Here is a 22,207-nt window from a genome sequence, read left to right as displayed (position 1 = left end):
GGGTCCCGCCCATGCGTGGTGGTCGCTTGGCCGGCATACGCGTCAGGGATGCGCTCACCTCCGGTTGCGAACACGACGGCCAGGCGCGACGCTGGTAGCGCCAGATGCGGTCACGTCTCGACGGCCGGCCACAGGCACAGTGCTGACCGGTTCGCCGTCAGGGTGCCGTCGCCGCAGCTCCCAGCGTCGGCGGTACAGCAGCACGGCGCGGGCATAGCGCCGCAAGTGGTACAAGCCGGTTAACGCGGCGACGATGGCGATCATCAACAGCGCATCGATGACACTGCGGCTCACGAGCAGCGCCACGGCGACCACGAGGACAGCCGCAGCAACGGCGATCGTCAGCCACAGTCGAGATTTACGGAACCGCATGACGTTCTCCCCTCTGCGAGCAAAAGCCCACCGGTGCCATGACATGAAGGAGCCAGGGCCTGCCGAAAATCTCATCGACGCCTACGCGCCGCGTCAGCGCTGCGGATGCAATGGCCTGAGGTCAAAGTCCATCGTCGTCTCGCCGGGCCTGTCCTCGGCAGGGCCCTGACCCACAGACACGACGGGTCTAGACTGCCGACTGTCGGCAACAATGGACTGAACCCTCAGCGTCGCCGGACACCGCCGACATGCACACAAACGGGTGCCGAGCCAGCGGAGATACGAATATCTGCGCCGGCCACCACCACGAGTGGCGTGACAAGTGGCGGTTCGAGGAGGCGAGGCGGAGATGACCGACAGCACGCGGCGACGCGGCGGGCGGCGGCCTGCGACACCGGAACCGGAAGATGCGTGGCTACTCAAAGTCGCCGAAGGAGCCAGCCGAGACGCCGGCGGAGTCCCGGTGGAGCTACTCGGCGACTACCTGCGGATGCTCGCCGACGCGGCCACGCACGGCCGCCAAGCCAAAAGTAGAGAACTGGACGCGGTCGGCCTGCTCGGCCGCCGCGCCGCCGAACAGGGCATCTCCGCGGGGCCGGTCGTACAGCTGTATCTGTCCGCCGCGCGGCGGCTGTGGCAGGACCTGCCGATGGTGGTGCGCTCTCGCGACCGTGAAGCAGTCCGCGCCGCCGCGACCGCCGTCCTGCAGGTCATCGACGACGCGGTCGCCACCCTCGCCGAGGGATACGCAGTCGCCCGCCGCGACCTCGTCCGCCGCGAGGAGACCCTGCGCCGCGAACTCATCGACGACCTGCTGCGCGGCGACTCCGACCTCGGCACCCTCGTCGAACGTGCCGAACCGTTCGGGCTCGACCTCGCCAGGGTCCACCAAGTGGCGCTGGCCGCACCGAGCCGACGACTACCCGACGCCGACGCGGCGATCAGCGCCCTTGAGGCGGTCATGTTCGACCGGCTCGGCGACCGCGACGTCCTCGTCGCGACCAAGGACGGCCTGCTCGTCGTGCTGGCACCCGTCGACACCGGAACAGTCGGCCGACTACCGCCAGCGATGGACGCGAGCAATGAACTCGGCCGCCTCATGCACCGCGAGCTGAGCCGACTGCCCCGGGGAGGACCCTGGCGGGTAGCTGTCGGCCGGTCCCACCCCGGTCTGTACGGCATAGCCCGCTCCTACGAGGAGGCCCGCGAAGCACTCGCCATGGCCGGGCGACTCCACACAGACACCCCCGTCATCAACGCACACGACCTGCTCATCTACCGAGTTCTGCTACGCGACCAACCTGCCATCGTGGACCTGGTACAAGCCGTACTCACCCCACTCACCCGGGCGCGCGGCGGCGCCGAACCGCTACTCGACACCCTGCACGCCTACTTCGACACCGGTGCGGTGGCCACCGAATCGGCGAAACGCCTGCACGTATCGGTACGCACCGTCACCTACCGCCTGGCTCGCGTCAAAACATTGACCGGCTACGACCCCACTGACCCCAGCCACCGTTTCACGCTGCAGGCGGCGGTGCTCGGCGCCAAGGTCCTCAACTGGCCGCAGGAATCCCTACCCCTTCCCACCTGACCCTCAGATTGTCGGGCACAGCCACGCCCGACACGAACAGAACACGTGACCAGCGGACACCCACACGCGATGTCCGCGTCCCTCGGGTCTGTGGATCTAAAGGTGTTTCCGGCCTGACCTGCTGGGCGTTGTGCCTGGTGAGGAGGGTGCGTGATGGAATGACGATTACTTCCAGGGCAGGTCGTCGGGTATGACCGACCTCCAGGGGGCGCCAGGGACTATTGACACGTGCGGCGAGCAGATCGTGAGCGCGGCCGGGGCACGTCGCTTGGTGCCTCGATAAGAGACGTACTGGTGTCCGATGATCGGCACAGACCGACGCCAACTAGTGCTGCGCGTTCACGGCGCCATCGCGATCGGCGGATAGCAAGCCGATCGGCCCGGGCTGTCAGCCCAGCTAGGACGTGAGCGGGAAGAACTCGTGGGGCAGGCAGGCGCCGAGCTGGCTGCCGCCCCGGGAGAGGAAGATCTCGATGTGTACGTGCGAGTTGACCGCGTTGCCGGTGGAGCCGGTGAGCCCGAGCCGGTCGCCGACACTGACCTGACTGCCGGCGCGCACCGCGATGTCATACATGTGGGAGTAGTAGACCCGTACTGTCAGGTCGTCGGGCGTATTCCCGCGGTAGGTGTGGCCCACCGACACCGAGGCCGCGCGCCGGTGGTCGTCGGCGCCGGCCGAGCGCAGCCACAGCAACAGCTGCCAGATCCGGTTGACCGACCTGCGCCGTTCGGTGTCGTACGCGGAGCTGCTGTCGCTGGAGAGCAACTCCCGTACCGAGGTGAGCAGCTCGCCCACCGTGATGTGGGGGGTGACGATGCGACCCAGCCCGAACGCGCCCGAGTCGGCATGCAGCCGATCCCGGCGGAACAGCACCGTCCCCACCGGCAGGCCACGGGCACGCACCACACCGGCTTCCAAGTCCCGGACGATCCCCGCGCGCAGCGCGTCGAAGGCTGCGGCGTTGTCGATCGGGGTGAGGTTGCGGGCGACCAGACCGGTAAGCAGCCGGGACACCTCACTGCCACTGGACGAACGGGTGAGCACTTCGGCCGGGGCGATCTCGTCGTCCCCGTGCGCGCGCAGCAGCGCCCCCAGCTCCGTCTCCCGCGATCCCTGCCGGCCGAGCAGGCCGTACGCGATCTTGCCGAAGATGTCCTGAAGGTCGTCGGACGCGCGCGCCTCGACCACCGCGCTTCCCCCCGAAAGGCGGTACGCCGCCGCGCCGTCCGAGGTGGCGCGGAACCGCTCGGGAAGCCGGAACTCCAGCGGCGCGGAGAGCAGCAGCGGCAGGCCGGCATGACAGTTCCAGTCGACGGCGTTGTCGCCGTGGCCGGGGTAGCTCAGCCACTGCACCTGGCCGTTGGTGTGTGCGGAGATCCCGATGTCGCGGCGCCGCTCCGCCGACGAGCTGACCTTCAGGAACGAGTCCATGAACAGCTCCAGCCCGAGGTTGTGACTGTTCTTCAGCAGCCGCTCCAGTAGCAGCTCGTAGCGCTGCCAGCGGCCGGTCTCGTCGGCGACCGACAGCCGGTGGCTCGTCAGCGACGTGAGTTCCTGGTCCATGCGCTGCAGCAGGGCGTCGCGATCCTGGCGGGCCTCGTCGTCCCGGATCCCGCGGCGTTCGGCGTCCTCGTACGCCGCGATCCGGCTCATCGTCGCGCCGCTGAGTGCCCGGCGGAGGCTGGCGATCTCGCGGCTCGTCGTCGCGAGCTCCTGCTGTTGCTCCTGAATCTGGGGCCAGAGCACCCGCAGCTGGGCCCTGCTAGCGGATCGGGTCTCGCGGGTCTCCGCGGAGGAGCCGGCTTGCCGGCGCAGCCGCTCCCGTTCCGCCCGGTCGGCGCTCAGCACCGCCTCCAGGTCGGTCCGGCGGCGGGCCAACGCCCGCAGCCGCTGGTACGCCTCCAGGTCGGCAGGCGACGGTGGTGCTACCCCGGCCAACTGCGCCACCAGTTGTCGCCGCTGCCAGTCGGTCCGCCGGCCGGTGAGCATGGTGAGTTGCCGTTCCACCAGCGCCTGGTGGGTGTGCGGCACGTGGACGGTGGCGTCGACGAGGGCGCGTACTGCGGCGGTGAGCCGGTTGCGGCCCAGCCGCACCGCCCTGGTCAGGTCGCGAAACACGGCTGGCTCCGAGTCGCGGCGGCCCAACCGTTCGACGCTGATCACCACGCTGAGTGCGATCGTCCGCTCGTACCAGGCGAGCAGCGCGTGCAGCCGGGTCTGGGCGGCACCCCACGCCGGTCCGTGCAGCAGCGACAGGAGCGCCGCGAGCACCATGTCGTGCGGCGCGTCGGCTGGTACGGCAACGTCCAGCTCGCTTCGGTACGCGTCCGTCGCGGTGACGACAGCGCTCACCGTACGCCGCACCTCGTCGCGGGCCGTGGGGTCCAGTAGCGCACGCACCGTAGGTGAGCTGGCGCGCCCCAGCGTGGCGGTGCCGCCGTCGGCGAGCACCGCCGCCAACGCCTGCCGCAGCGGAGACGACTCGCTCCCGCCGTCGGCACCACCACCGCCGTCCTCACCCGCCGGGGGCAGAGTGACGCGGTACGACGGGATCACGTCGCCGGTCAGCGACGCCGATGAGCCCGCCGTGTCCGGATCGAACCAGCCGGCGGTGGTGATGTCGGCCAGCAGAAGTTCCAGGAACCGTCCGAAGTCCTCGTTACCATCCATGGTGGAGTTCAGCCACCGAACCCGTTACCGGTCGTCCGATTCGACCGGCTGCCAGATGCCGTCGTCATCCTTGGCCCAGCTTGGCAGCCCGACTTCCGGGCGCAGCCGCACCAGCCGGGTCGGCACGCGTACGCGCCAGGGCGCCCCCTCCGGCACCTCGTCGCCCGGGGCGCCGGTACGTTCCTGGATCTCCTTGACGATCGGCAGGTACTCGGGGTCGGTGATCTCCGGCGGCGGCCCGCCCTGCCACACCTGCCCGGTACGCATGAAGTGCTCCACCGAGGTCTCGAACCCCTCCCGCACCGGCAGCAGCACCCGGGCGGCACCAGAGCGTACGAACTCGGCGAACTCCGGGTCGCTGTTGTCGTACCGCACCCGGTCCAGCCAGGTGCTCTTCCGGCCCCAGAAGTACGGGTAGAACAGGAAACTCATCAGCTGCCACTCGAAGGCGTGTTCGAAGAACCGGATGTAGTTGCCCTGCTCCTCGACCACCGCCACGTCCACCTGCGGCACCCCCATCGCACCGGTCTCCACCGCGCCGAAGGCGTCGAAGTGCTGGTGCGTCAGCACCGAGATGCACGCCTTCTTCAGCTCGGTGAGCTCCAACGCCCGGTTGGCCCCCGGGTTGCGGCCGTCGATGACCACCCCGTGGTTGACCGCCGCGCGGGCCGTCGCCTCGTCGAACCGTGCCTGCTGCTCCAGGTACGCCTGTTTGATCTCGGCGTGGGTACGGATCTGCCAGTCCAGCATCGCCCGCTCCGTGCGCCGGCACACCACCTCGATGCTGACCGCGAACAGCGGCGTGTCGTTGGCGACCATCGTGATCGGGATCGTGCCTTCCTCCAGGTCGAGGTTCGTCGACCGCAGCCCGGAGTGCGACTCGTACAGGAACACCTTGCGCCCAACCGAGATGTAGATCTGGGATCCGGAGAAGCCCGCGGTGACGTGGGCCTGCACCGCGTTGTACCCCTCGGGGATGGGCAGGTCCTGGCGCTGCGACATGTCGCCGGCCTCGCCACCGCCTCCGCCTGAGGAGAAGGTGACCGAGCGGGTCTCCTCGAATCGTGGCGGCGGCTGGACGCCGGTGGCGTGGTACTTGTTCGCCCAGTAGAGGTAGTCGGCTTCGGTGAGCTGGCTGGCGTCGAGTGGGAACGGCTCCGGGCGTGGTCGCCCCACCTCCCTGGTGGCGTCCTCCTCCAGCGCGCCGGTGAGGAACATCGCCGGCTCGGGAATCACGAAGTCGTACATGGTGCGGCCGCCATAGCGGAACAGTTGGGCTTCGTACCACTTGTCCACCCACTGGTAGACACCGACCACGTGGCCGTCCCCGTCGACGTTGTCGACGCTGTGGTCGTTGATCTCCTCCACCTCGCGGGTCACCCGCAGCGTCTCCTGGGTACGGATTCGCTCGGCGAGCCTGTTCACCGACTTGTCGACCACCTCGCGGGCATACTCGCTGGCCTTCTTCCGGGAACTCTCGCGGGCGTTGGTGTACGCCGCCCGTGCGTTCGCCTCGATCAGCACGGCGGGGCTGACCTGGGCCCGGATCCGCAGCCCGCCCTCGACCTCCGCCTCCTCCTTGAGCACCTCGGACGCCTCGTAGCTGAGCTCGAAGCGCTCGGTGGTCTCCAGGTCGCGCTCCTCCTCCCGCTCGATCTCGCGCTCGGTCACGAAGATCTCCTCGGTGACCTCGCGACGCCGGTGGGTGCGCTGCTTGTTCTCACCCCGCAGCACGTTCTCGATGTGGGCGACCTCGCCAGGCTCGTATCCGGTGAGCTGTTGCCGCACCACCAGCAATTCACCCTCCCCGATGGGCCGTACCGTGCCGTGCGTGGTCGGCAGCGGCTGCCGGTCGCCTCCGGGGAACCGCCACAGGAACGCACCACCCAGCCCGTACGAGCCGGCACGGAACATGTCGGCCAGCGCCAGTACGGTGTTCCCCGCCGTGGGGCGCAGGTCGCGTACCAACCCGGCCTTCTCCGTGTCCAGCCGAGCCACCACCTGGCTCACCGAGTCCCGCGACAGGTCCAGCCCCAGTTGACCGAGGTAACGGCGGCTGGCTTCGCTGATCACCTTGACGCCGGCGTCGGAGAGCCCGAGGCGGGGGCCGTCCCGGGTGCCCGCGATGCTGATGCCAGGGGCCTTCGCGGCAGCTTTGGGCGTGGATCGGCCGTCGTCGAGCCGTGCGCCGCCCGGCTCCTGCGGGTCGCCGTCCTGGGTGCGGAAGAACCGGGGAGCGATAGTGGTCAGCTCTCGCACGACGCTGTCGATGACCTGCCCCTGCCGGCCGACCTGCTGCAAGTCCGCAAGCGGTGGCACCGTACGTGCCGGAGGTGCGGTGGTGTTCGGCCGCTGTGGCGCCAGCTTCAGCCCGGAGAGCACCGGCAGCACCAGTGGCATGTCGAGGATCGGCAGGGTGGCCGCCGCCCGGTCGGCGCCGTTGCGGTCTACCCAGGCTTCGACGAAGCGCACCGTGCGTAGCAACCCGACCAGCTCCGCCATCGCACCCGGATCGCTAGTGGACAACAGCTTCAGCGCCAGCGCGCTGTCGGCCAACTGTTCCTTGCGTTCCCGCCACGTCGTACCGCCGACCTGCTCGGCGTAGCCGTCACCAAGCATGTCGCGTACGGTCTGCTCCACCTGCTCCTCGGTAGGGTCCCGCAGCTCCGTCAGCCTGGTACGCAGCTCGCGCAGCTTCGGCCCGCCGGCTACCCGCTCGGCGTCGTCGACGAACCGGCTACTGGCGACGAACGCCTTCGCGCGCTCCATGACCTCGCTACGTGACTCGTCGCCGGTGACGCTGCCCAACTCCTGCTGCAGCGGTGTGTTCGACACCGATACCGCATCGGTCTGGGGATCCGCCGCTTCGGCGTTGCGCACCAATAACATCCGAAAGACCTGTTCCATGCGGCTGGCTCCCCACCGAGCGACGTCCATGATCGATAACGGTCCGACAACATGAGATATCCACGCCGGTGCCAGCGGAAGGCCTTGGTCGGCATTCGGTCAGCGACGGATGAGCAAGCTGACCGGCCAGCGGGCTTCGACAGGGTCCGTTTGCCGGAGACGCGCAGGAGCGCCACCAAGGCCGGATAGGTCAGTATCGCGATCAGCGTGAGGCGGAGCAGGTCCGAGGGGTCGTTAAGCCACATGGACTGGTCATACCCCGCCCAGCGCGGTGTCCGCACCGTTCGCCCTCGGTGTTGGCTGCGGGCGGAGACATCGAAAGACCCGGCCAACCTCAGGCGCGGGCGCAGGCCCGCAGGGCGAGTCAGCTCCTACTTGCGGGTCATGGGCCCGCAGGGCCCGGTCCAAACGTGGTGATGCGGCCGCAGTGGACATCGAAGGGACGACGGACACGTCGCCCGCAGTGACATCCGGCTAATGGCCCAGCGGACCAGCTTCTGGCCCGTCCCGGTGGCGTGCGTGAGGGACTCGCGGTCTGCCGCCACTCGCGGCGCTCGCACCGGCCGGTCATCGCGGTAACCCGGCACCTGATCTCAGGACGGCGACCACGGCATCGTGGGCTGCAGCACGGCCTCTTGCAGTGCGACCGTGCGTAGCCGGGTGACCTGCTGGTACGCCGGGTCGGCGACCATCGCGCAGAACGCCTGCCGGCTGGGGTACCGGACCAGCAGGACGACGTCCCAGGCCTGACCGTCCTCGGCCACCAGCGCTCGGCCGCCCGCACCGGCGTAGATCACCTCGCCGCCGTAGCGGGGTAGGAACGTGTCCCGCAGTTCTGCGGCGTAGGCCGCATAGGAATCGCGGCCTCCGTCGGCGAACCGCAGCAGGTTGAGCATGACCACGGGTGCCTGCGGGTCCTCTTTCAGGAAGTCCCGCAGGTCGCTACCGCTGGGGTCGATCGCCATCGTGCCTCCTCGCCTGGCCTCGCCCGAAGCCTAGTGCGAAGGTGAGGGATGGTCACTGCCCTGCTCGGCCGCTGGCGTGCCGGCGGTGCTCGACGTGCTGGGTGGGCCACCGGGTCGGGGACTGGTGGTGGGCCCGCCGCCTGCCGGTGGTGACGTCGAACCGGTGCTCGGTGAGGGTTCGGTGCTCGGCGACGACGGTGTGGTGGTGACATCTGGTTGCGCTGTCGTCGAGGGAGTGGCCGGCGACGGTGTGCCGACGCTCGCGTCCGGTGTCGGCGAAGGCGTATCGCTGCCCTCCGGAACCGTGGGCGACTCGGAGGCGGCGGACGAACGCGGGGCGGTCGCGACGTTGGTCGGGCGCCGTCCCGGTGCCGCCGTCCTGAGACCGGGAGCGGACGGGGCACCGGGCGCGACGACGGGTGACGCGATCTGGCTGACCACGCGATCGCACGGAAGGCCGTTCACGGAGAAGTCGGCCGGCGCCTTCAGGTTGTCGCCCTCGGTGGTGCCCCGCAGCGCCGCCGCGAGGGTGGCACCGGGTGCCAACTGCGTGGCCGGCGTGAAGGTCACGTGCCGGCGGTCCTGATCCCAGGGTGTGTCGTCGGTGACGAGGCGCTGCCCGGGGGGCAGCGCGAATGCCAGTGACCAGTCGCGCAGCCACTGCCCGCCGGTGTTGGTGAGGGTCAGATCGGCCCGAAAGGTGCCGTCCGGCAGGTGGTAGGCGGTATACCGGGCGGCGCAGTCTCCGGCCTGGGCATCGGCGACACCGCCGGCACCGGCAGCTGGGACGTCGGTACCCACGACATCGTCTACGGCCTTGCGGCCCGGCAGTTGACCGACGAGGACGGCGGCGAGCAGAACCGCCGGCACACCGACGGCAACCCCGGCACGAACCCTGCGGTGACCCGCGCGGTCGCGCGTCCTGACAGGTACGGGCGGCTTCCGTCCGGTGCCCGCCGGGGCACTCGAACCGGCGATGAACTGACGGGTCGATCCGGCGGTCGCCGGCAGGCCGGCCACCGGGTCCGCCGGCCGCAGCGCCACGTCCGTACCGCCCACGGTGCGGAGCCCAGGTCGACAACCTTGACCCCACGGGAACCGAGCATCACCATTGCCGGGTTTGACGTCGCGGTGGACGAGGCCGTGCGCGTGCGCGGCGGCGAGGGCGTCCGCCACGGCGGCACCGGTCCGCGCGGCTTCGCGCCACGCCATCGGTCCCGAGCGCTGCAGGCGGCCGGCCAGCGTCTCGCCATCGACGAACTCCATGACGAGGAAGGGGACCCGCTTCCGGCGCTGCCGCTGCTCGCCGTAGTCGAAGACGCCGGCGATGTGCGGGTGGTCCAACCTCGCCGCGGCGAGCGCCTCAGCACGCAACCGCTCGCGCGCCGCCGGGTCGTCGAGCAGCTCCGAAGAGAGCATCTTCACCGCTACCGTACGCTGTAACCGCAGGTCGAACCCGCGCCAGACCACCGCCATGCCACCCTGGCCGACCGGTTCGTCGAGCCGGTAGCGCTGCTGCAGGATTCGCATCTGCCCCGTCTCTCCAGTCGTCGCACGACATCGACGCGAATTCGCGACGGTGAATTCGTTGCGTCCGTCCGGGCCGCGTTGATGTTCCCTCGACGCTCGGCCCTACCCGACCTGGTCTGGACCAAAACCCTGCTCAACACGTCCTTTCACAAGCGCCGGGGATTGTCAAACGACCGTCACGGTTTCCGCGGTCGTACCGCCACATCCCAGGGAACTTGTTGGATACGAGGCAGGACAGACAGGGAGGCGGAACCGCGAATGAACAGATGGCGGGACCGGACACGCCCGGCGCTGGCCGCTCTCGCGCCGGTGGTCCTCCTGGCCGTGGGCGACGCCGCATCACGCACCGTCCGCGAGGATGCAATCGCCAGCAAATCGCCGTCGGCCCCGACGTCCACATCGCGGAGCGCGAAAGTGCGCCGATGCGGGCTTCGACCACCTGGTGTTGCCAAACGCCTGACCGGACGCCGACGGCTTCCTTGACTTCTACCGCGACAGCCTCGCCGACCGCCTCCGCGCGCTCGCCTGATCCGAGCGCGACACCATCCGGGTGCTGTCCCGACACGGCCACGGTGCGAACCTGAGCCGCGCCGCGCCGAAGGCGTGCGCCACTACGCGCACGTCGTGCGGATCGTGTGCGGCGGCCACGCCGTGCGTATGGGACTGTCGGATCTGCGCCGAGGCGCGCGCCGATCCGCTCGCACCTACCGGCCAGCATGCTGCGACACGCAAGCGGTGCCGCCACCCGAGAGGGTGCCGGCACCGCCGCATTCGTCATCGCTTGGCGTCGTGTTTGGCCATCTGGGGCCGCTCGCCCTTGCCGACCTTGCGCAGGGCGTTACGGACGCGAAAAGGTCGAGCGGTGGACTGTGCCCCGGTGCTCCGGTCCACCACGGCGGAGAGGGGGGTGCCGTCGGGGATTGCGTCATCAGGCAGCGCCACCCGTCCTGGGAATGCGCCCGCTCAACCCGGCCTGCCGTCGAGATCAGCCGCTGCGATGAGAGGGCCGGCAAAAACCTCACAGGACGACTCTCAAGCCGGTAGAGGAATCCGCGGCGACGGCGAGCCGGCCGTTGCACGGGTAGGCCTGCCTGGAGTACACCCAAGAGAAGGCCGGCGACCGCTGGCAGCCCGAGGGCCCCTCGAACCTGCAGGCCGAGCAGAACAGGCGCGAACGAGAGAAAGCTAGTTGTCGGCGGGAGTCGCGGATGGCGCGGCCGGATTTACTGACGATGCGGCGTCGACCACCTTGCGGTTGAGGCTCACCTGCGCGGTGCCGGCGCCGCCGACCTGAATGTCGTCGTACGCCTGAAGTTGGTGATCCGCGCCGAGGTAGAGCACCGACATGACCAGGGGCATCGGTTTGTCACCTTCGAGTCCGCGCAACCCCGCCCCGCCGGTGGAACCCTGCACTGCCAGCCGGGTGGCGACCGTGCCGGTCGGCGGCAGCGTCGTCACCTTTCGCTGGTGTGTGTGGCCGGCCAGGACCAGCGGCGTGGCACCGTTGAGCGCGGTCGCTGATGCGGGGTCGTGCACCAGTGCGATGTCCACCGGTAGGTCCCGCGCGCGGATCGTCGCGGCGAGTTGCTTTCCCGTGCCCTCGACCGTCGCGGCTGGCTCCTCCCAGGGCCCGGCCTCGGTCTCCTGCTTGTCGGGCGTGAACCGGGGGTCGCCGATGCCGGCGATCGTCACTCCAGCGATCATCGTGACGGAGTTGTCCAGCACGACCGCGTTCGGCTGGCTGGCCACCGCCGCGGCGGTTCGGGGTGAGTCGTGGTTGCCTCGGATGTAGACGTAGGGTGCGTTGAGCTGGCCGATCATGGAAACGTACGAGGTCTCGGGTTCGCTGCCCCAGTCGGTGATGTCTCCGGTGTCGATGACGAGGTCGATGTCGTACTGCTCGACCACGGTTTTGATCATTGGCCAGGCGGCGGGGTTCAGGTGCAGGTCCGAGACGTGCAGGATCCGGGTGGTGTCGGGCGCGGCCTGGTAGATGGGCAGGGTCGACACGGTGGTGTACAGCTCGCCGACGTTGCCGACGAGGCGTTGGAGTTGCTCGGCGTAGCGGTTGTAGTCATCGGCGATCCGTTGCGCGTCACCGATCAGCGCCGGGGCGTTGACCAGCAGGCCCTCGTACCGGGGTTCGGCCAGTGCCTGCGGTCGTACCGTCAGGGCGGCCGTGCCGAGGGTGCCGCCGGTGACCAGCAGCGCGAGACCACCCGACCAGGCGACGCGGCGCACGGATCGGAACGTCAAGCCGGCGAGCAGCATGGACGCGAGGACCGACACGCCAAGCGTACGGAGCCCGAGCCGGACCAGGGCATCGCGGAGGTCCTCGGGCGCCGTGGCGCCGGCGTGGGCGAGGCCGGCGGGGTCGTCGAGCAGAGCCTCGGTGCGTCGCTGGTCGAGTGAGTCGAGGCGGACGGTCAGCCGCGCGGGGCCGTCGTGGCTGTCGAGGAAGAGCGACCCCAGCGGGGGTATGGCGATCTCCGTGCCACCGCCCGCGGACGGGGCCAGCTGGAGCACGACCCGGAACGGCCCGACGTCACTGGCGCCTCTGGCACCGAGGAGGGTGCCGATCGTGATGCCCGTGGCGGTGACGGCGACCAGGGCGACCGCCGCCAGGACACGGCCTGCCCACGGCGAGCGCATGATCTGGCGCGGCCGAGCAGCCGCGTGGCTGAGGCGTTCGGCCAGGGCGGTGCGATGCGGAGGCGCCGCGTCCGAGGGCGGAGTCACGAGGGGATCCGATCTGTGGGGTAACCGAGGGGACGGCGGGGTCAGTTCGAGGGGGCGGCCTGGTCTTCGGTCCCCGCGCCCAGCAGGCCGAGCAGTCCGGCGGCAAAGAGCTGCCGCCGGACGACAGGGGCGAGGTTCTCCAACCGCAGGGCGCCGCCGCGCACGGCGACGGCGCGTTGGCACGCCACGAGCGTTCCCATGCCGGTGGAGTCGATGAAGGTGAGGTCAGCGACATCGAGGATGACGTCTCGCACCGCTTCGGACGCCAACGCCGCAATGACCGCGTCGTGCACGAGTCCGCTCGTTGCGAGGTCCATCTCCCCGCCCAACCGGATGCGGGTGGCGGCTCCCATCTGCATCGTGTCGACTGTCAACTGCAACGCACGACTCCTAACCGTGGCAGTGCCAGGTGAAACATGCATGGATACAATGAACCATTTTCGCAGGCCAGCCTATCTTCTGCGGGAGCCGTGTCCAAGATCGCCAAGCGCGAGGCGTTTTCGTCGCTCACTGTGCCGTGGGGCTCCGCTCGGCCAGCAGAAGTGCGATGTCGTCGTGTGGTTCGCCGCCCACGTGCCGGTGCACGGCGTCCCAGACCGCGTCAAGACACCTGCCCACCGATGGCTCGGCCAGACACGCCCTCAGCGTAGGCATCGGAAAGAAGCGCCGATCGCTGTCACGTGCCTCGAGCAGCCCGTCGGTAAGCATCAGCAGCCGGTCACCGACGTCCCAACGGCCCACCTTCTCCGGTGTCCGAGGCCCACCCAGACCCAATGGTCGATCCGGCGCAGACACCGTCAACTCCTCCAGTTCTCCGGAGCGGTGCCGCAGGATCGGCGCGGGGTGACCGCAGTTGACCGTCCGGATCTCGCCTTCGTGTAGCTCGACCAAGACGGCGGTGACGAACGTCGCGCCCCGGGCGGGAGTCGGCTCCCGAGCGACGAGATCATCCAGGTCGCGCGCCACCTGCGTCAGGTCGGGCCGAACAATCGCCGACTGCCGGAACGCCCCCGCCACCGCCGAAGCCAGCCGCACCGCAGCAAGCCCCTTGCCGCAGACGTCACCGACGATGATCCGCAATCGGTCCTGGTCGGCCACCACCTCGTACAGGTCGCCGCCCACGCCAGCCTCCTCGTAGGCCGAGACGTACCGGGCGGCCAGTTCCACTCCGGCCGCATACTGCGGCGGTTCGCGCAGAATCGCAGCCTGGGTGATCCGCACGATCTCGGCCATCCGGCGCAGACGCTCCTCCCGTCCCGTTCGAGCCCGCGCGACGTACACCGCCATCAGGCTGACCGTGATGACCACCGCCACCCGCAGCAGGTGATCGAGACTGCCGAGCATCCCGCTGGGCAGCCCGGCCCCCACCGCTGCCGTGGTCGCGGCGGCCGACACCACGGCGGTGCGGCGCGGGCTTTCGACGGCGGCGGCGAACAGCGGGGCGAGGGCCAGGAAGCCAATGAGTACGGCATGGGTGGCCGCCGCGACGTCGATCAGCAGGACCACCGCGATGAATCCCATGGCCAGTCGCATGCCGAGCCAGCGGGTCCACCTGTCCGGCGCCGCGTCGGCGACGGAGGAACGGGCGGCCGGCCCCCTGCCCTCGCTGCGCTCAACCGGAGGACTGGATCGCATGGCTCCGCCGATCCGGATCGTCGCCCGCCAGCGATGTCTCTGGATCAAGCTGTCGACGTAGCGCCTCGATCTCCGCGCGCAGGGCCGCGATGTCGTCGGCGGTGGCCGGCGCGGTTCCGCCCTTCTGGGAGACCCGATCCACGATCCAGGTCGCCAGTGAGCCGGTGACGAAACCGATCAGGCCGATGCCGCCGATCATGAGCCCCAAGGCGACGAACCGGCCTGTCCCGGTGACGGGGAAGTGATCTCCGTAGCCGACGGTCGTGATGGTCACCGTCGCCCACCACAGGGCGTCGTCGAACGACGTGATGTTGCTGTCGGCAGCCGAGCGTTCCGCGTCCAGGACCGCCAGCGCGGACACCAGCACCAGCAGCATGGTGGTGGCGCCCACGTAGACGGCGAGCCGGCCACGTGCCCACGACTCCGCGCGTCTGCTCAGGCTCAGCACCACGGTGATCAGTCGCAGGGCACGCAGCGGGCGCAGGACGGGGAGCACCAGAACCGCGAGGTCGAAGAGGTGATCCCGCAGGAAACGCCGCCGGGCTCTGGTCAGGCTCAGCCGCACCACGAAGTCGACCCAGAACATCAGCCAGATGAGAACAGTTGTCGCCTCGCAGACCCGGAGCCAGGGTTCCGCCAGGTCGGGCCGCAGGATTGGTGCGGCGTAGACCACGAGAAACAGGACCGACAGGACGGTCAACGGGAGTGCTGTCAGCCCCTCCCACCGCGCGGCCCGGTCGGCGGGCAGCGCTTCAGTCCTCATCTGCATGAACGGCCCACCCGACAATTATGCGTGCATCCGTGCAATCATTTCTGGGTGAAACTGTACGGGGAAGGCGGCACTGCGTCGACCGCAGCCGAGGATCAGCTGGTTGACGGCCTGTCCGCGCTGGCGCGCACCCTGGTGGGGATCACCGCCCGAACGCTGGGGTCGGTGGACGCCGAGGTCACCCTGCCGCAGTACCGGACACTTGTCGTTCTCGCGTCCCGCGCTCCGCTGCGCACCGTGGATCTCGCGTCCCTGTTGGGGGTGCACCCGTCGACGGCGACGAGAACGTGCAATCGCCTGGTACGGCGGGAATTGGTGGCCCGCCGTCAGCAACCCGACGACCGGCGGGTCGCCTGGTTGAGCCTCACCGAGGGCGGCAAAACGCTCGTGGGCGATGTGATGCGACGCCGGACCGCCGAAATCCGGCGTCTGCTGAACGTCGCCGACTCCGGGCGCCGACGGACGCCGGCCGAGCTGATCAATTCTCTGGTGATCGCCGCCGGTGAGCCGACGGAGGAGCTGTGGTGGCGGCGCTGGGAGCAGTCGGCGTCGGTCGGCACCTGACGACGGCAGTCATCGAGCAGGTACCGTTTAGCCGCGACGTTACCTGCAGTCATGCAGGTATCTTGGGCCCCCGTGGCCGTAGCGGCGTCAGCTCAGGAAGGGGGCAGAAGCCCGTGTTCAGCATCCGTTCATCCGGTGCGGGGCTCGCGCCGCGGACCCTGCACCTCTCCGGAGAACTGGACATGGCCGTTTCCGGGCATCTGCGCGACGCCGTCGAGCGCACGCTCGCGGCGACCTCAACGCAGTGGCTGATCGTCGATCTTCAGGACACCACACTGATCGACTCCGGTGCGGTGAAGGAGTTCGTCGACGTCCACCGGTTCGCCGCCCGGCAGGGACGCGTCCTGATCCTGCGCAACGCCAACGGCATCGTGGCCGAGGTGCTCCGGGTCACCGGGGTGGCGGCCACGCTCGGGCGTCCCGCCAACCGGCCGACCGGCACGATCTACGGCTCGCCGACCGGCAGATGACAATTCCCGTGCCACGAATGAAATGGACCATCCAGCGCGACTTCGAGAGTGGGAGCACCCGGATCACCCTCGCCGGCGGCCTCACCCCAGAAGCGGAACCACACCTTGCCGCCCTGCTGCTCGCAGGTGCCCTGGACGCCCCACTGGCCCTCGTGGTCGACCTCGACACGATCACGACGTCGGACATCGCCCCGATCGGCGCGTTCCTCGCCCAGTGGGTCACCGACCGCACCGACGGGCCGGAGCTGACAGTGTCGGCCAATCCGCTGACTCCCCCGGGACGCCTGCTGCGCGCCACACTCGGTCAGCACGCGATCCTCGGGAAAGCTTTGCTCGAACACCCCGCCGACCGTGCACCGATCTCTGCGTACCGCGCGCACCTGCGACTGCCCGCCGACGCGCAGTCGCCCGCCGCTGCCCGCAGGCTCGTCGCCCGGCAGTGCGAGGCCTGGGGCATGCACGCGGTGGCCGACCGAGCGATGGTCATCGCCTCGGAGTTGGTCAGCAACGTCGTCCAACACGCCGGGACCGACATGGATATCACCGTCGCCGACGTGGCAGGTTCGCTGAGGATCAGCGTCCGGGACCGCGAGGGCGAAACACCCGACTCCACCACCCCTACCCTCCCTCGTCAGGTCACCGAAGGTGGTCGCGGCCTGCCGATCATCGCCGCCCTCACCACCAAGTGGGGCTTCTTCCCCTTTGGCGACGGCAAGACCGTCTGGGCCGCGATCGACGGCCCCAACGGATCACTGGTCAGCGGACGAGCTGTCCCGATCTCGCCGCCAGGGCCGCAACGGCCGCTGGACCCGGCGTAGCACGCCGAACCAGGCGGGTGCCTGCCCGGTGGTGTCCTCGCCGAGGATGAAACCGGCAACCAGGAACAACGCCGCGGTGGACAGGATGGTGCGGTGAGCCAGCGCCGAGAGCAGCACCGCCACCAGAAGGACAGCGGCGAACGACAACAACAGCATCGGTCACGCTCAACGGACACACGTCATCACGATGCCGGCCAGACCTCGACGGGCCTGACGGTGCCCGCCGCGCCGCAGTTGGTGACCGTCGAGGGCACCGTGATCCGGTTCTCCCACCGCGACCTCACCCGCCGCTACCACCTCGGGCCGCCGGGACCGTACCGGGCCTTCGAGGGTGGACGCGCGCTCGTCGCCCGGGAGCTGACCGTCTGGTGACGATCCCCCGCGCGACGGAGAGAGGTGCACGTCGCATCGCCGAGCCGGGCGCGTCCCGGCCGGCCCAGCCCGCACCAGGCGTTTCCAAGAATCCGCTGACAACGGCTGCCTATGGTGAAGCAGACGCGACAGCAACGCACCGACCGGTCGCCGCCGAGGACGATGGGCAAGCAACATGGAGCGGTTCCTGGAGGCACTCTGGGACACGAGCAGCGTGAGCGGTCGCCTCGTGACCAGCATGGTCCTGATCGTGCTGGCTCTCGTCATCGCCGCCCTGGCCGGGCGCCTGTCGACCCTGCGGGTGAAGGACACCACCAACCGCTACTACCTGCGCAAGGCGACGCACTACCTGACCGTCGTGGTGTTGCTATTCGCCCTGGCACTGCTGTGGAAGCCGTTCGCCGGCCGGCTCGGCCTGGTCGTCGGACTGGTCGGCGTCGGTCTCGCGCTGGCCCTGCAGGAGGTCATCGGCGCGTTCGCCGGATGGATCAGCATCATGACCGGCCGGCAATTCCGCGTCGGTGACCGGATCCAGATGTGCGACGTGCGCGGTGACGTCCTCGAAATCACTCCCCTGCGTACCCGCATCCTGGAAAGCGGCTCCTCCACCGACCCGGAATCGTGGATCCGGGGCCGCCAGTACACCGGCCGGGTGGTCTCGCTGTCGAACCGCTTCGTGTTCTGCACACCGGTCTACAACAGCAGCATGGTGCTGGACCACCTGTGGGAGGAACTGACCCTGCCCATCCCCTACGAGGCCGACTGGCACCTCGCGGAGAGCATCCTGTGCGAGGAAGCGCAGAACGTCTCCTCGACGGCCGAAGCGCGCAGCGCCATCGACGCGATGCGCCACCGCTACCCCACCGCCGAGGCGGAGGTCGATCCCCGCGTGTTCGTCCGCGCCACCTCGAACTGGATCGAGCTGTCGGCACGGTTCGTCGTGCCGGTGCGCGGCGCCCGTCAGGTCAAGGACCAGGTCACCCGGCGGGTGCTGGATCGCTTCGCCGACAGCGGCATCCGGGTGGCCTCGGAGACCCAGGACATCACCGTCCACACACCCCACCCGATGAAACCAGCCGCCATCACCTCGGCCGACCACCGGTAGCGGTCTCCGACGGTCCGCCGCTGTCAGCGATCGGAGACCGACGACCGCCGCGCGTACCATCGACGACCGGGCATGGCCGTCACCCCGTACACCACCGTGCTCGCCGCCACCACCAGACTCCCAGCGGCCCACAGCCGTGGGTCCCGTGCCCCCTCGTCCTGGCTGTAGGTGAGATAGAACAGCGCCGACACGCCGACCGGCCCGAACCACCCCAGGAACACCACACCCCGCCAGGGCAGCCCCAGCGCCGGCTTCAGCAGAAGTACCACCGGCAGCCGACGCAGCACCAACACCGCGACCACGAACGCCGCCAGCGGCCAGCCCAACTCGCGCCACGCACGCCACGGCACCTCGACCCCGAGCAGGAAGAACAGCGGCAACACCAGATAGCGGGTCAACGCGTCGTCGAGCTTCTGCTCTGACGCCCGCGACCGGTCGCCGATGACCGCGTTGTACGCCAGACCGGCAACGAACACCGCGAGGATCGCGTCGGTACGCGCCAGCCTGGCCACTCCCAGTGCCGCGACACCGAGCACGACCGTGAAGATCAGTAGCGAGCCCGGATCAACATCCTCCCGAGCCTGGGAGACCATGACGGCACGCCCCGCGGCGTAACCGATCGCCGCGCCGATCGCCACGGCCCCCAGCACCCCCCACACCGCCTCCCGAAGGTGACCTCCGAAGGATCCCGACGTCGCGGCGTACAGGGCGAGCACGACGAAGACGAAGGCAAGCCCGTCGTTGGCGCCCGACTCACCGCTGATCACCTGACGCAGACGCGCCGGTAGCTGCCGCTCGGCGGGACCACCCGACACGACGCTTGATGCCAGAACCGGGTCCGTCGGCGTCATACAGGCGCCCAGCAGGGCCGCCAGGGCAAGGGGCAGGCCGAGGACCAGCCAGGCCAGGCCGGCGCTGACCACCGCCATACCCACCATCGCGACGGTGAGCAGCACGCCGACCGGACGGATCACCGACCGGTACGCCGACAGCGGGAAACGCAGCGCCACCGCCATCAGCGAGATGGCCAACAGGATCCGGCTCACCTCCAACGTCACCACCGACGCCTCGTGCGGAGGCAGGTCGATCAGCCCGAGAACCGGACCGGCCAGTACGCCCACCAGCAGCGCGAGCAGCGGCTCACTGACCGGGGCCCGGCGAATGGCGCTGCCCCAGAACGCCAGCAGCACCCCCAGGATCCCCACCAGCGCGTAACTGAGGTGCAGCGGATACATCCCACGCCGCTACCCCCTCATCCCCACTTCACACCCTGACGTACCAGCCACTCGTCGACATCGGCGGACAGCGCGCGAGGCATTCGGGCATGCGCCACGATGACCCTGTGACGACGATGAACTACGCGCCGTGAGCCGACCCCGTACCGCCGCCGCGCGGCTGGCCGAGATACGGGAGAGCTTCTGGCTGCTGCCGGCGATTTTCTCAGTCGGCGCGGTGCTGTCGGCGATCGGGCTATCTGCGCTGGAGCTGCAGTTGGATCTTCCCTTCGGAGGGGTCGTGCCCAGCGGCCCCTCCGGCGCGCGGTCGCTGTTGTCCTCGATCATCACGGCGATGATCTCCTTCACCGCGCTGGTCTTCTCCATCACGGTCGTGGCCCTGCAGTTGGCCAGCAGCCAGTACTCCCCCCGCGTCCTGCGGACCTTCCTGCAGGACCGGATCATCCAGGCGACGCTCGGTACGTTCGTCGCGACGTTCCTGTTCGCCATGGTGGTGCTGGCCGCGCTACCGGACCAGGCGAACCAAGGGTTGCCCGAGCTGTCCCTGGCGGTGTCGATCGCGCTCGTCCTGGTCAGCAGCGCCACCTTCATCTACTACCTGCACCACATCACCACGGTGATGCGGGTGTCGCACATCATCGGCTCCATCGGCGCGCAGACCCGACGGTCGATCGCCGGCCTCCCTCCGCCCGACGACCCGCAGGTCGTTGTCCTCGGTGAGGTGACACAGACCGTGCCAGCCTCGGAACCCGGCATGGTCAGCACCGTCGATCTCCCCCTGCTCGCGCGGCTGGCCCGCGAGCACGACTGCGCCATCACCGTCGTACCCACACCGGGTGACTTCGTCGTCGCGGGAGCACCGCTGCTGCGCATCCACCGGATCGCCGACGCCACGCCTCGCCCGGTGCCAGTCGAGGCGGCCGAACAGGGCGTGACCATCGGCGTGGAACGCACCCCGGGCCAGGACCTCGGGTTCGGCTTCCGCCAGCTCGCCGACATCGCCGAACGCGCGCTGTCCCCCGGCATCAACGACGTCACCACCGCCGTACGCGCCGGGCAGGAAGCACACGACCTCCTGCGCCGGCTCGCCACCCGCCCTGACCCGACCCACATCGTCCGCGACGACGACGGCACTGTCCGCGCTCAGATGAGAAGCATCTCGTACGACACCATCCTCGCGATGATCATCGACGACATTCGACTCGTCTCCCGGCAGCAGCCACGCGTCCAACGCCTGCTGGACTCCGTCGTCCACGACGTGGCATCCGTCGCGCTTCCCGTCCACCACGCCGCGATCCGGCGTCGGTTACCAACGCCGGCCGCTGACAACCTGCCCTGACACCCTTCAATTGACGTCGTTTCGCAGTTCACGTCCCGGGTCGGCACCCAACCGGCGGAACAGGAAGGGATCGCCCGCGCGAGCACCGCCCCACGATGGAGACTCTGTCGGTGAGTGCCATCCCGCCGCTGCGCCGCTCGCGATGGATCCTCCCGATCGTCTCCGGCACCCGCGTCGCCCCGGCTTGAACTGTTCGTCGGCCTCATCTTCGTCTTCGCATTCCTCAACGTGGCCGGCCTCATCGAGGCGCCTGGGCATCGGGTGCATGCGGGTGGTTCCCGGGGCCGGGGTTGACCGGGGAACCCCCGGTCACCTTCGGGTGAGGCGGTAGGTGTCGGCCCGGTCGGGGCTACCTCGCTCGGAGGGTGAGCAGGGTGATCTCGCTCGGCGCGAAGATCCGGAATGGCGGACCCCAGAAACCGGTCCCCCGGCTCGTGTAGAGCTGGGTCTGGCCATGCCGGCTGAGGCCCTGCACGACCGGCTGGTCCAGCCGGACCAGGTAGTGGAACGGCCACATCTGTCCGCCGTGGGTGTGCCCGGACACCGACCGCCACAGCCCGGGACCGCACCGGATCGGCACCCCCGCGGCGGCCAGCGGTGAGTAACCGCCAGCCCCGATGCTCGTGGTCCGCCGGGTGAGCGCGAGGTAGTCCCCGTCCTCGCAGAATACTGAGAGGCCGACGCTGAACGGGTTTGGGAATCCGTGGATTGGCTCCGCGCAGTTCGGCTCGCCGGCAATCTCCTTCAGAACTTCCCGTTCTTCCGCATCACCGGTAAGCAGGAGACGATGGGTGGCCAGAAAACTGAAGTAGTCGTACACATGCATTTGACAAGCGATGCGGTGGCTTCGGCCCGCGCGGTCGTCCTCGGGCCGGTCATTGACCCGGTTGATGCGCAGGGTGGTAATGCCGACCTGTTGCCCGTTTTCGAAGCCGTCGGACAGCCACTGTGGACTGTGCTGGTCGCGGATGGCCGCCACGCGTGGGTCGTTGATGTCGAAGTCGCCGCCAAGTTCGAGCGTCACTGCATCGTGGTTGAATGCGCGCGCGTGGGGGCGGGGGGGGCGGGCGCCCGGCGCCCGGCCGCCCCGGCGCCGCCCCCCGGCGAGGCGGGGAGGGCGAA

At 69.4% G+C, this 22,207-nt stretch carries 19 protein-coding genes and 1 pseudogene; 7 read left to right on the top strand and 13 right to left on the bottom strand.

Features of this window, described 5'->3' with window-relative positions:
* Nucleotides 1–54: 54 nt before the first annotated feature.
* Nucleotides 55–372, bottom strand: a complete 318-nt coding sequence (locus FB453_RS26415) for a hypothetical protein (RefSeq protein WP_145794572.1) — start codon at nucleotides 370–372, stop codon at nucleotides 55–57.
* Nucleotides 373–835: 463 nt separating this feature from the next.
* On the opposite strand from FB453_RS26415, the gene FB453_RS26410 reads away from it, so the two are divergent.
* The gene (locus tag FB453_RS26410) at nucleotides 836–1,966 is read left to right on the top strand and encodes a PucR family transcriptional regulator (RefSeq protein WP_486480474.1); all 1,131 of its coding nucleotides are present in this window, start codon (nucleotides 836–838) and stop codon (nucleotides 1,964–1,966) included.
* A gap of 397 nt (nucleotides 1,967–2,363) precedes the next feature.
* Here FB453_RS26410 and FB453_RS26405 read toward each other — a convergent pair whose 3' ends face one another.
* The 9 genes from FB453_RS26405 to FB453_RS26360 all read right to left on the bottom strand — a co-directional run bounded on the left by FB453_RS26405 (nucleotide 2,364) and on the right by FB453_RS26360 (nucleotide 15,182).
* Nucleotides 2,364–4,637, bottom strand: coding sequence for a peptidoglycan DD-metalloendopeptidase family protein (locus tag FB453_RS26405; RefSeq protein ID WP_145794565.1), 2,274 nt, complete (start codon nucleotides 4,635–4,637; stop codon nucleotides 2,364–2,366).
* A 24-nt stretch (nucleotides 4,638–4,661) separates the two neighbouring features.
* The gene (locus tag FB453_RS26400) at nucleotides 4,662–7,472 is read right to left on the bottom strand and encodes a hypothetical protein (protein ID WP_145794563.1); all 2,811 of its coding nucleotides are present in this window, start codon (nucleotides 7,470–7,472) and stop codon (nucleotides 4,662–4,664) included.
* A 665-nt stretch (nucleotides 7,473–8,137) separates the two neighbouring features.
* A complete protein-coding gene (locus tag FB453_RS26390) occupies nucleotides 8,138–8,509 on the bottom strand; it encodes a DUF1330 domain-containing protein (RefSeq protein WP_145794560.1) in 372 nt (123 codons plus the stop codon).
* Nucleotides 8,510–8,539: 30 nt separating this feature from the next.
* Complete coding sequence (locus tag FB453_RS35110) at nucleotides 8,540–10,039, bottom strand: protein kinase domain-containing protein (protein ID WP_486480473.1); 1,500 nt, start codon at nucleotides 10,037–10,039, stop codon at nucleotides 8,540–8,542.
* Nucleotides 10,040–10,813: 774 nt separating this feature from the next.
* Nucleotides 10,814–10,981, bottom strand: coding sequence for a hypothetical protein (locus tag FB453_RS34415; protein WP_186718564.1), 168 nt, complete (start codon nucleotides 10,979–10,981; stop codon nucleotides 10,814–10,816).
* Between the two features lie 243 nt (nucleotides 10,982–11,224).
* Nucleotides 11,225–12,691, bottom strand: a complete 1,467-nt coding sequence (locus tag FB453_RS26375; protein ID WP_145794673.1) for a metallophosphoesterase — start codon at nucleotides 12,689–12,691, stop codon at nucleotides 11,225–11,227.
* A gap of 128 nt (nucleotides 12,692–12,819) precedes the next feature.
* A complete protein-coding gene (locus FB453_RS26370; protein WP_186718562.1) occupies nucleotides 12,820–13,158 on the bottom strand; it encodes an STAS domain-containing protein in 339 nt (112 codons plus the stop codon).
* A 127-nt stretch (nucleotides 13,159–13,285) separates the two neighbouring features.
* Nucleotides 13,286–14,413, bottom strand: a complete 1,128-nt coding sequence (locus tag FB453_RS26365) for a PP2C family protein-serine/threonine phosphatase (RefSeq protein ID WP_145794554.1) — start codon at nucleotides 14,411–14,413, stop codon at nucleotides 13,286–13,288.
* The gene (locus FB453_RS26360; RefSeq protein WP_486480472.1) at nucleotides 14,391–15,182 is read right to left on the bottom strand and encodes a potassium channel family protein; all 792 of its coding nucleotides are present in this window, start codon (nucleotides 15,180–15,182) and stop codon (nucleotides 14,391–14,393) included. Before FB453_RS26360 ends, FB453_RS26365 begins: the two co-directional genes overlap by 23 nt.
* A 48-nt stretch (nucleotides 15,183–15,230) precedes the next feature.
* On the opposite strand from FB453_RS26360, the gene FB453_RS26355 reads away from it, so the two are divergent.
* From FB453_RS26355 to FB453_RS26345, 3 genes are all read left to right on the top strand, one after another.
* Nucleotides 15,231–15,746 carry a MarR family winged helix-turn-helix transcriptional regulator gene (locus FB453_RS26355; RefSeq protein ID WP_145794552.1) on the top strand — a complete coding sequence of 172 codons (516 nt, stop codon included), beginning with the start codon at nucleotides 15,231–15,233 and terminating at the stop codon, nucleotides 15,744–15,746.
* Nucleotides 15,747–15,859: 113 nt separating this feature from the next.
* Nucleotides 15,860–16,216, top strand: a complete 357-nt coding sequence (locus FB453_RS26350; RefSeq protein WP_112626050.1) for an STAS domain-containing protein — start codon at nucleotides 15,860–15,862, stop codon at nucleotides 16,214–16,216.
* Nucleotides 16,217–16,233: 17 nt separating this feature from the next.
* Nucleotides 16,234–17,034: an ATP-binding protein gene (locus tag FB453_RS26345; RefSeq protein ID WP_145794550.1), complete on the top strand. Its 801-nt coding sequence runs from the start codon at nucleotides 16,234–16,236 to the stop codon at nucleotides 17,032–17,034.
* Here the strand turns inward: FB453_RS26345 and FB453_RS35105 are convergent.
* Nucleotides 16,966–17,190, bottom strand: a complete 225-nt coding sequence (locus tag FB453_RS35105; protein ID WP_486480471.1) for a hypothetical protein — start codon at nucleotides 17,188–17,190, stop codon at nucleotides 16,966–16,968. The genes FB453_RS26345 and FB453_RS35105 overlap by 69 nt on opposite strands.
* Before the next feature lie 60 nt (nucleotides 17,191–17,250).
* Here FB453_RS35105 and FB453_RS34410 point away from each other — a divergent pair, with 60 nt between their 5' ends.
* A complete protein-coding gene (locus FB453_RS34410; protein ID WP_186718560.1) occupies nucleotides 17,251–17,406 on the top strand; it encodes a hypothetical protein in 156 nt (51 codons plus the stop codon).
* Between the two features lie 175 nt (nucleotides 17,407–17,581).
* Entirely contained in the window at nucleotides 17,582–18,511 is a 930-nt protein-coding gene (locus tag FB453_RS26335) for a mechanosensitive ion channel family protein (protein WP_145794549.1), read from the top strand.
* Nucleotides 18,512–18,534: 23 nt separating this feature from the next.
* Here the strand turns inward: FB453_RS26335 and FB453_RS26330 are convergent, their stop codons facing one another.
* Nucleotides 18,535–19,746 (bottom strand): cation:proton antiporter domain-containing protein, encoded by a 1,212-nt coding sequence (locus tag FB453_RS26330; RefSeq protein ID WP_145794546.1) that lies wholly within the window; start codon nucleotides 19,744–19,746, stop codon nucleotides 18,535–18,537.
* Between the two features lie 130 nt (nucleotides 19,747–19,876).
* Here FB453_RS26330 and FB453_RS26325 point away from each other — a divergent pair, with 130 nt between their 5' ends.
* Nucleotides 19,877–21,085: a DUF2254 domain-containing protein gene (locus FB453_RS26325; protein WP_145794544.1), complete on the top strand. Its 1,209-nt coding sequence runs from the start codon at nucleotides 19,877–19,879 to the stop codon at nucleotides 21,083–21,085.
* A gap of 349 nt (nucleotides 21,086–21,434) precedes the next feature.
* On the opposite strand, the pseudogene FB453_RS26320 reads toward FB453_RS26325, so the two are convergent.
* A pseudogene (locus FB453_RS26320) lies at nucleotides 21,435–21,629 on the bottom strand (metallophosphoesterase); the annotation flags it as partial.
* Between the last annotated feature and the right edge of the window lie 578 nt (nucleotides 21,630–22,207).

This window comes from Micromonospora sp. CNZ322 (genome assembly GCF_007827755.1).
This window is presented reverse-complemented; position numbering and strand designations above follow the sequence as displayed.